This is a genomic window from Streptomyces sp. NPDC096132, assembly GCF_044763345.1.
Classification (GTDB): domain Bacteria; phylum Actinomycetota; class Actinomycetes; order Streptomycetales; family Streptomycetaceae; genus Streptomyces.
Genome location: NZ_JBIWGA010000020.1, coordinates 169,858 through 176,111 on the forward strand (window position 1 = coordinate 169,858; position 6,254 = coordinate 176,111).

The following is a 6,254-nucleotide window of genomic DNA, read 5'->3' on the forward strand; positions in this document are numbered from 1 at the left end:
CGGGTGGACTCAGGCCTTCCTGACCACGCTGGACTTGAGCTGCATCGCTCCGAAGCCGTCGATCCTGCAGTCGATGTCGTGGCCGTCGACGCCGTCGACCAGTCTGATGCCGCGCACCTTGGTGCCGGCCTTGATGCCCGATGGGCTGCCCTTGACCTTGAGGGCCTTGACGACGACCACACTGTCGCCGTCCTGCAGCACATTGCCCACGGAGTCCTTGACGACCCGCTCGGCGCCGGCGTCCCCGGCCGTGGCCCCGTTCTCGGCCGGAACCCATTCGTGGCCGCACTGCGGGCACACCACCAGGGCGTTCATCTCGTAGGTGTACTCGCACGAGCACTTCGGACAGGGAGGAAGATTCTCAAGCATCCCGTCAGCGTATCCAGCCAGGCGGACCGGGCCGCGACCTGGTCCGGGAGAACAGGATCTTGTTGACGGGGCAGTCCCGGTCGCCGAAGGTTTCGACGGCCTCCCTTTCGACGGCCTCTATGGAATGCCGCCTTTGACGATGAGGTCGGCCAGCTTGTGCTGGCTGAGATAGTGGCCGGCCGCATGAGGCTCCGCGCGCCCGTTGTAGACCGGTTCGTCGCGGACGGCGGGGGCGATGCCGGCAAGGCCGGTGACGGCCACGATGTCGCCCGCGGCGTGGAGGTTGACCCAGTCGACGCCGCCCGGCAGGTCCAGGACATCGCGGCCGAGGGAACGGCGGACGGTGGGCCAGGCGAGCGGGGACCCGCAGGTGACCAGCGTGGTCAGGCCGTCCGGGCCCGGTCCGATGTCGGGGCGGGTGAGCATGTCGAAGGCGATGACGCTGCCCAGCGAGTGGGCGATGACCAGGCGCGGTCCGGGGCGGTGGAGGACAGCACGGACCTCGGTACGGATGCGGTCGCCGATGTCGTGGTGCAGGTAGCGGTAGACCTGACGGATCAGACGCAGCAGCAGGCGGCCCATGGCCGGTGCATCGTGCGGTCGAGGGCGGCGAGCCGCCGGGCGATCGGCTGCGGGGTGTAGGGAAGGCCCGGGCCGAGGGTTTCGCGCGGGAACCGGTCGTCGTCGGTGCCGGGCGGCGCGTAGAAGGAGAGGGTGTCCACGACGAAGGCTTGCTCGTCGGTGGTGTAGGGGTCGGTGTCCTTGACGAGGACGGCGTCGTCGTCGGCGCCGAGATGCCGACTCGGGGAGCGAAACAGGTCGCCGTAGTAGGCGACATCGAGGGGCGGGACGGGGCAGTCCGAGCCGTGATGGGTGCGCAGCCCCTTGGTCAGCGCCGCGGACCAGTCGGCCGAGAGTTCGACCTTGTTGGTGTTGCCCTGCCAGATTCCGTGGATGCCGACGATGTGGACGCTCACGGTGCGCTCCCCCTGATGCTGTCTCCCGGCCGGTGCGGGCCGACGCCGCCTGCCCGGATCCTATCGGCGAGGAGAGCGAAGGGCATGGCCGAAGTGGCTAGAGTGCAAAGGGTTTTACGGTGCGAGGGGGCATGAGGCCGGATTCCTCGCCCACTACAACACCAGCCCCGAGGACTTCCAGCTCCCCGCCCGCGCCGTCGGCTACCCGCCCGTCTTCGACTACCGCCGGAGGTCGGCTCGACGTCCAAGCCGACACCGCCGGAACCCGGCTCCGAGGGCACACCTGGTACTGCCCCGCCCTCCCATCAAGCCTGGGCACCACCAGCGACCTCCACAGCAAGGGCATCGACCAAGAGACATGGGTTCGCCGGATCGCCGCCCGGATTTCGTTGCAGCTCGTCTCCAAAGAGCACCGCGAACACGAAGGCCACCAGCCCATGCCGTGCCCAGCCGCCGCTGGACGCATCCAGTGCCCGCTGAAGGCCTCCAGCCTCGGCCGAGACTCCCGCCTGCCCCTTGCCGGCCCAGAGCCGAGCCCGGCCGGACCGGCCAAGACCTGCGTCCAGCAGTCGATCACCATCCCGCCCGAGGCTGGCGCCCGGCACCACCAAGCCCTCCCCTACGGCAGCGCAGACTGGCAACGCGTCTACGGTGCCCCTGTCGGAAGCGGATCCAGAACGTTACCGGGACAGCAGAAGCATCCCGAACGCGCAGAACAACAAGGTTGCGGCGGTGAGCGCGAATGCCAGCCACTTCTGCCAGCGGCGGCGTGCGGCGATGTGGCCGGTGATCTGCACGGGGGTCATTGCGGTTACGCCGTCGCGGTGCCCTTCACGGGCGGTCAGCACGAGCGTCCTTCCGACCGCAGTGGCGCCCCCGATGACCAGGACGTCGGTGTCGGGCCGGACGACATCCTCAGTGCGAGCAGGATGTTGTTGCGCAGCAGGCAGTCATCGTTGGTCGTGAAGTCGATTTCGAGTTTGACGACACCTGTCATATCCACGGTCACGTCCTGCGGGCGGTTGATCTCTGTGCTCACGGTCTTCAGCACATGGTCGTCGCCCTCGATCGTCACAGTGATCAGTTTGGCTGTGCTGTTGTCGTCCAATCCGATGGTCAAAGTGAGTGACTGGTATCTCTCATTGATGCTGTACTCGAGTGGACCCGCGTCACAGGGGTTGAACGCCATGGCCTGTTCATACGGCTTCGACCCCATAGTCACTGACTGGAGGTTGAACGAGCCGCTGCCACGCACGGGAGAAAGGCCGGTCAGCGGCACCGTGCCCGGGGGAAGGGGTGCCAGGCTCGAGGGGGTCGCCGAGGCTTCGCCGTCGGAACCGGACGGGATCGGGGCGGGCGCGGTCACCGTGACCGTTGCCGTCGCGGTGGCCGTCACTGTCCGTGCCGTGGGCGAGTCGATCACAGTCGGCAGACCGAAGAAGCCGAGCAGCAAACCGACCACGGCCGCGAAGGCCGAGATCAGCGCCGCAACGTCGCTCCTGCAGACCCGGCTGCGGGAGGCCGAGACGCACCTCGACTCCTCGCGATCACCCGCGAGACCGTCACCGGCCTCGCTGACCGGCTCCCCACATCCCCGCCCGAGCTGCCCGACCACCCGGACCACCCGCGCATCCTCGCCGCCTTCAACGAGACGACCGGCCCCCTGCGAGCCAAGGACGTCTGCCGGCTCCTCGGCCGTGAACCGCTGCCGAAGCACGTCGAAGGCACCCGGGCCAAGCTGAAGCGCCTGGTCAAACTCGGCATCCTCACCGAAGCCGACACCGGCAACTTCGCCCGGAAGCAATAGCCGGCACCCCTTCCCAAGCATCACTTCGAAACGGACATCAACTCACGAACCGTCCACTAAGGCGCGATCTTGGGTCATCCTGGGTCAATGACCTGGGGCGGCCTTGGGGGCCGCCCCAGCTGCAATCCGCCACTGGTGCCTATTAGGACTCTGTTAGGTCTTCCGGTCGGGCCTGTTCGGGCGAAGTTGGCGCTGTGGACGCCACTCAGCGCGCGTCCTGGTTCAACCAACCCACCAGTCAGCCGGGCGGCCGCCGCATGCGACGAAACCCCTGAGCCGTATGTCGCGTCCCCGGCAGACACAACCGGACACTGGTGACACCCTCGCCCGGTCCGTTCAGTGGATGCTCAACGGCGGGCACATGGAGGCATGGGTGGGACCGCGCTGGGCACTGGAGACGGCCGTCACAGCAGCAGTGATGGCCCATGCCGCCCGTCCCGCCCCTCCGTGAAATCCCAGCCACACGCCGAACAGCAGCGATCACCGGTATCACATCATCCGACTTTTCTGAGGTTCCCTCAGCCATTACCGGAACAACAGGGCTGCCGACCGTGGGCCCTACGTAGGGTCCGGAGGCACCAGCGGGAGGGCGATGCCCGAGCCGCGCAGCGAAAAGGAGGAAGTCCTGGAATGAGCGATGTGGAGATTTCCCTGAAGGAGATCATGACGTCGATCGAGGGCGCGTTGGGAACTGCTCTGGTCGACTACACCAGCGGTATGGCGCTGGGCACGCTGGGGGGCGGCAAGGACCTCGACCTGGCGGTCGCGGCGGCGGGCAACACGGACGTGATCCGCGCCAAGACCCGCACCATGGAACACCTCGGGCTCAAGGGCGAGATCGAGGACGTGCTGATCACACTCAGCAGCCAGTACCACCTCCTCCGGCCGCTTTCAGGCCGTGGCGGCAACGGCTTGTTCCTCTACCTCGTGCTCGACAGGAAGAAATCGAACCTCGCCATGGCCCGCCACCAGCTCAAGCGCATCGAGACCCAGCTGGACGTGTAGAAACCCGCGTGCTCCATGGCCCCGCATGCCCACGACTTGAAGATTTCTTCAACTGAACACATCCAGATCAAGTCAATGCCATGGGTGTGCGGGGCCGGATGCACAAGGATCGGTCCGCGAACACCACCTGAGGTGTCACGTCCGGTGCCACCGTGCCCGAACACAGCCCGTCAAGTGCCGCAGGGAGCAAGCGCCTCGCCCCCCAGGTCCCCCTCGACATCCCTCAGGGAAGGCTCTACCGCCGGCTATGCCCTGGCCCGCGGCAATGTGGCCAAGCTCGTGCGCACGGCTCGCCGAATCCTGACCGAATGGGTCCCCACCACGGCGATTTGGGCGCCATACCACAGTCGGCGGAACTCCAGCCGACCTTCGCCTCGGGCGGTGCCGCCCGGTGCTCCTGACTCCAAGGAAGCCGTGATGCGGCCGGTCAGCAGGCTGGGTTCGGTGGTGCTGCGCGAGCTGGGGCTGTGCCGTGATCCGGAGCACGAAGTCGGAGTGAATGAGGTGGCCGAGGCGCTGCCGGCGTGGGTGCAGCAGGCCCGGGTCGGCCTTGATGACGCTGGTTGAAAACCGGCTCTGGCCGCAGTTCCGTGATCCCGTTGATCGTCAACGTTTGGACGGCGGGACAGCCCAGGGGTATCCATCTGGTGCACTGTTTGCCGGCCGTCCGGCCACCACATAGTCGAGATACTCGTCCTGGACCACGCCAGCGTTGACCCACCTTCCGCGTCCCGCTCCGGTGAGGGCTTCGGCGGCTGCGAGGGCGCCGAGCGGGTCATCGCGAGTCGCGACAAGCCGGCCGAACTCCTCTTCCTCATCGTCGGTGTAAAGAGGAGGGAACTCGACTACGTCCACGAAGGTCTCATGACCGACGTCTTCCAGGGTGTGCAGGTAGATCTCGTAGTGGATCCTGGTCGGCCTGACCTCGATGTAGCGGATGCCGGGACGCTCGGGTGAGCCAGCAGGGCCGAGGAACTGCTCGACCGGTCGGCCACGCCTCAGGGCGCCAAGGGCGAAGGACTCCGTCAGATAGCGCACGTGAGAAGCGTAGAGGTCCTGTCGGGACGGCCAGTGTGCTGCTCATGGCTGGGTGAGGATGCGGGTCCGGAGCAGATCGAAGGAGGCCCGGCCATACATTGCTCTCTTGAGAGTTTTCACCCGGTTCACATGGCCTTCGACCACCCCGGAACTCCACGGCAGGGTGAGTCCGGCGGTGACGGCATCGAGGTCTTGGCGGAGGAAGCTGGCGAAGCCCTTCATCGGCTTCGGCGCGTCCTGTTCGGCCTGCCGGATCCACTCCAGCAGGAGGTATCCGCGCTGGTGGCGGAGCAGGTCGGCGAAAGCGCGGGCGAGGTCGCAGGCTCGGGTGATGTCCGGGCAGTTGAGCCGGACCTGAAGGAGGCGCTCGTTCTGGCTTTCGGTGAGCGTCTCGCGGGGCCGCATGATCCAGGAGGTGATCTTTCGAGGGCTCGGGATGTCGGCCAGCACCGGTTCGGCAGTGCCCGCGCGCAGGGCGGCGAGGTGTTTGCGGACTACCTGGCGGCTGCCGCGGTAGCCGCGAGCCTGGATCTCCAGGAACAATCGGGTGCCGCTGACCTGGCCTTGGGCCTCGGTGAAGCGGGTGTTCAGGTATGCCTTGAAGGGCTCCAGGACGCCGTTGGGGCGGCGTTCGCGGGCGGAGAGGAGTAGTTCGTCGAGGTCGGTGTCACGGAAGCGGCGGACTGTCTTGCGGTCGAGGTTCAGGCGGCGGCCAATGGCGCTGATCGTCCAGCGCTTCTCCAGCAGGCGGTGGATGTCCTCGTAGCGGTGGCGGGTGCGCTCGATGATCTGGGTGGGGGGCAGTTCCGCGGGCGGTAACAGCATCGGGACCGCCTCCGGCACCTCGGTCACCGTCTCCTCCTCGGCACGTTTGCGCAGGCAGTCGCGGTGCTGGTGGCAGGTCTTCTCCACCGCGGCGGACAGGTTCTGCAGCAGGTGCCAGCGATCCGCGACTTCCAGGGCGTTACCGGTAGTTCGTTAAATCCGGCTGTAGAGGTCAATGCCGTGTCCGGTGGTGACCGCGTCGATCAGGGCCTGGAGCTCGGAAGGTGGGTCCT

The 6,254-nt window shown here is 66.9% G+C and carries 9 protein-coding genes and 1 pseudogene; 3 read left to right on the forward strand and 7 right to left on the reverse strand.

Going from position 1 to position 6,254, the window contains the following annotated elements; all coding sequences use genetic code 11:
• Positions 1 to 9 precede the first annotated feature (9 nt).
• The 5 genes from ACIRF9_RS37290 to ACIRF9_RS37310 all read right to left on the reverse strand — a co-directional run bounded on the left by ACIRF9_RS37290 (position 10) and on the right by ACIRF9_RS37310 (position 3,150).
• Complete coding sequence (locus tag ACIRF9_RS37290; protein WP_403831625.1) at positions 10 to 369, reverse strand: zinc ribbon domain-containing protein YjdM; 360 nt, start codon at positions 367 to 369, stop codon at positions 10 to 12.
• A 117-nt stretch (positions 370 to 486) separates the two neighbouring features.
• Positions 487 to 951 carry a hypothetical protein gene (locus ACIRF9_RS37295; protein ID WP_403831629.1) on the reverse strand — a complete coding sequence of 155 codons (465 nt, stop codon included), beginning with the start codon at positions 949 to 951 and terminating at the stop codon, positions 487 to 489.
• On the reverse strand, positions 927 to 1,346 hold the full coding sequence (locus tag ACIRF9_RS37300) for a hypothetical protein (protein ID WP_403831632.1): 420 nt from the start codon (positions 1,344 to 1,346) through the stop codon (positions 927 to 929). Before ACIRF9_RS37300 ends, ACIRF9_RS37295 begins: the two co-directional genes overlap by 25 nt.
• Before the next feature lie 680 nt (positions 1,347 to 2,026).
• On the reverse strand, positions 2,027 to 2,194 hold the full coding sequence (locus ACIRF9_RS37305) for a hypothetical protein (RefSeq protein ID WP_403831634.1): 168 nt from the start codon (positions 2,192 to 2,194) through the stop codon (positions 2,027 to 2,029).
• The gene (locus ACIRF9_RS37310; protein WP_403831637.1) at positions 2,188 to 3,150 is read right to left on the reverse strand and encodes a hypothetical protein; all 963 of its coding nucleotides are present in this window, start codon (positions 3,148 to 3,150) and stop codon (positions 2,188 to 2,190) included. The genes ACIRF9_RS37305 and ACIRF9_RS37310 overlap by 7 nt, the downstream gene beginning before the upstream one ends.
• A gap of 633 nt (positions 3,151 to 3,783) precedes the next feature.
• Here ACIRF9_RS37310 and ACIRF9_RS37315 point away from each other — a divergent pair.
• The 3 genes and pseudogenes from ACIRF9_RS37315 to ACIRF9_RS37325 all read left to right on the forward strand — a co-directional run bounded on the left by ACIRF9_RS37315 (position 3,784) and on the right by ACIRF9_RS37325 (position 4,725).
• Positions 3,784 to 4,158 (forward strand): hypothetical protein, encoded by a 375-nt coding sequence (locus tag ACIRF9_RS37315; RefSeq protein ID WP_403831640.1) that lies wholly within the window; start codon positions 3,784 to 3,786, stop codon positions 4,156 to 4,158.
• Positions 4,159 to 4,377: 219 nt separating this feature from the next.
• A pseudogene (locus tag ACIRF9_RS37320) lies at positions 4,378 to 4,467 on the forward strand (transcriptional regulator); the annotation flags it as partial.
• 108 nt (positions 4,468 to 4,575) lie between these two features.
• Positions 4,576 to 4,725 carry a hypothetical protein gene (locus tag ACIRF9_RS37325; RefSeq protein ID WP_403831671.1) on the forward strand — a complete coding sequence of 50 codons (150 nt, stop codon included), beginning with the start codon at positions 4,576 to 4,578 and terminating at the stop codon, positions 4,723 to 4,725.
• Positions 4,726 to 4,764: 39 nt separating this feature from the next.
• Here ACIRF9_RS37325 and ACIRF9_RS37330 read toward each other — a convergent pair whose 3' ends face one another.
• The gene (locus ACIRF9_RS37330; RefSeq protein ID WP_403831643.1) at positions 4,765 to 5,196 is read right to left on the reverse strand and encodes a hypothetical protein; all 432 of its coding nucleotides are present in this window, start codon (positions 5,194 to 5,196) and stop codon (positions 4,765 to 4,767) included.
• 42 nt (positions 5,197 to 5,238) lie between these two features.
• A complete protein-coding gene (locus tag ACIRF9_RS37335; protein WP_403831646.1) occupies positions 5,239 to 6,108 on the reverse strand; it encodes a transposase in 870 nt (289 codons plus the stop codon).
• Positions 6,109 to 6,254 lie beyond the last annotated feature (146 nt).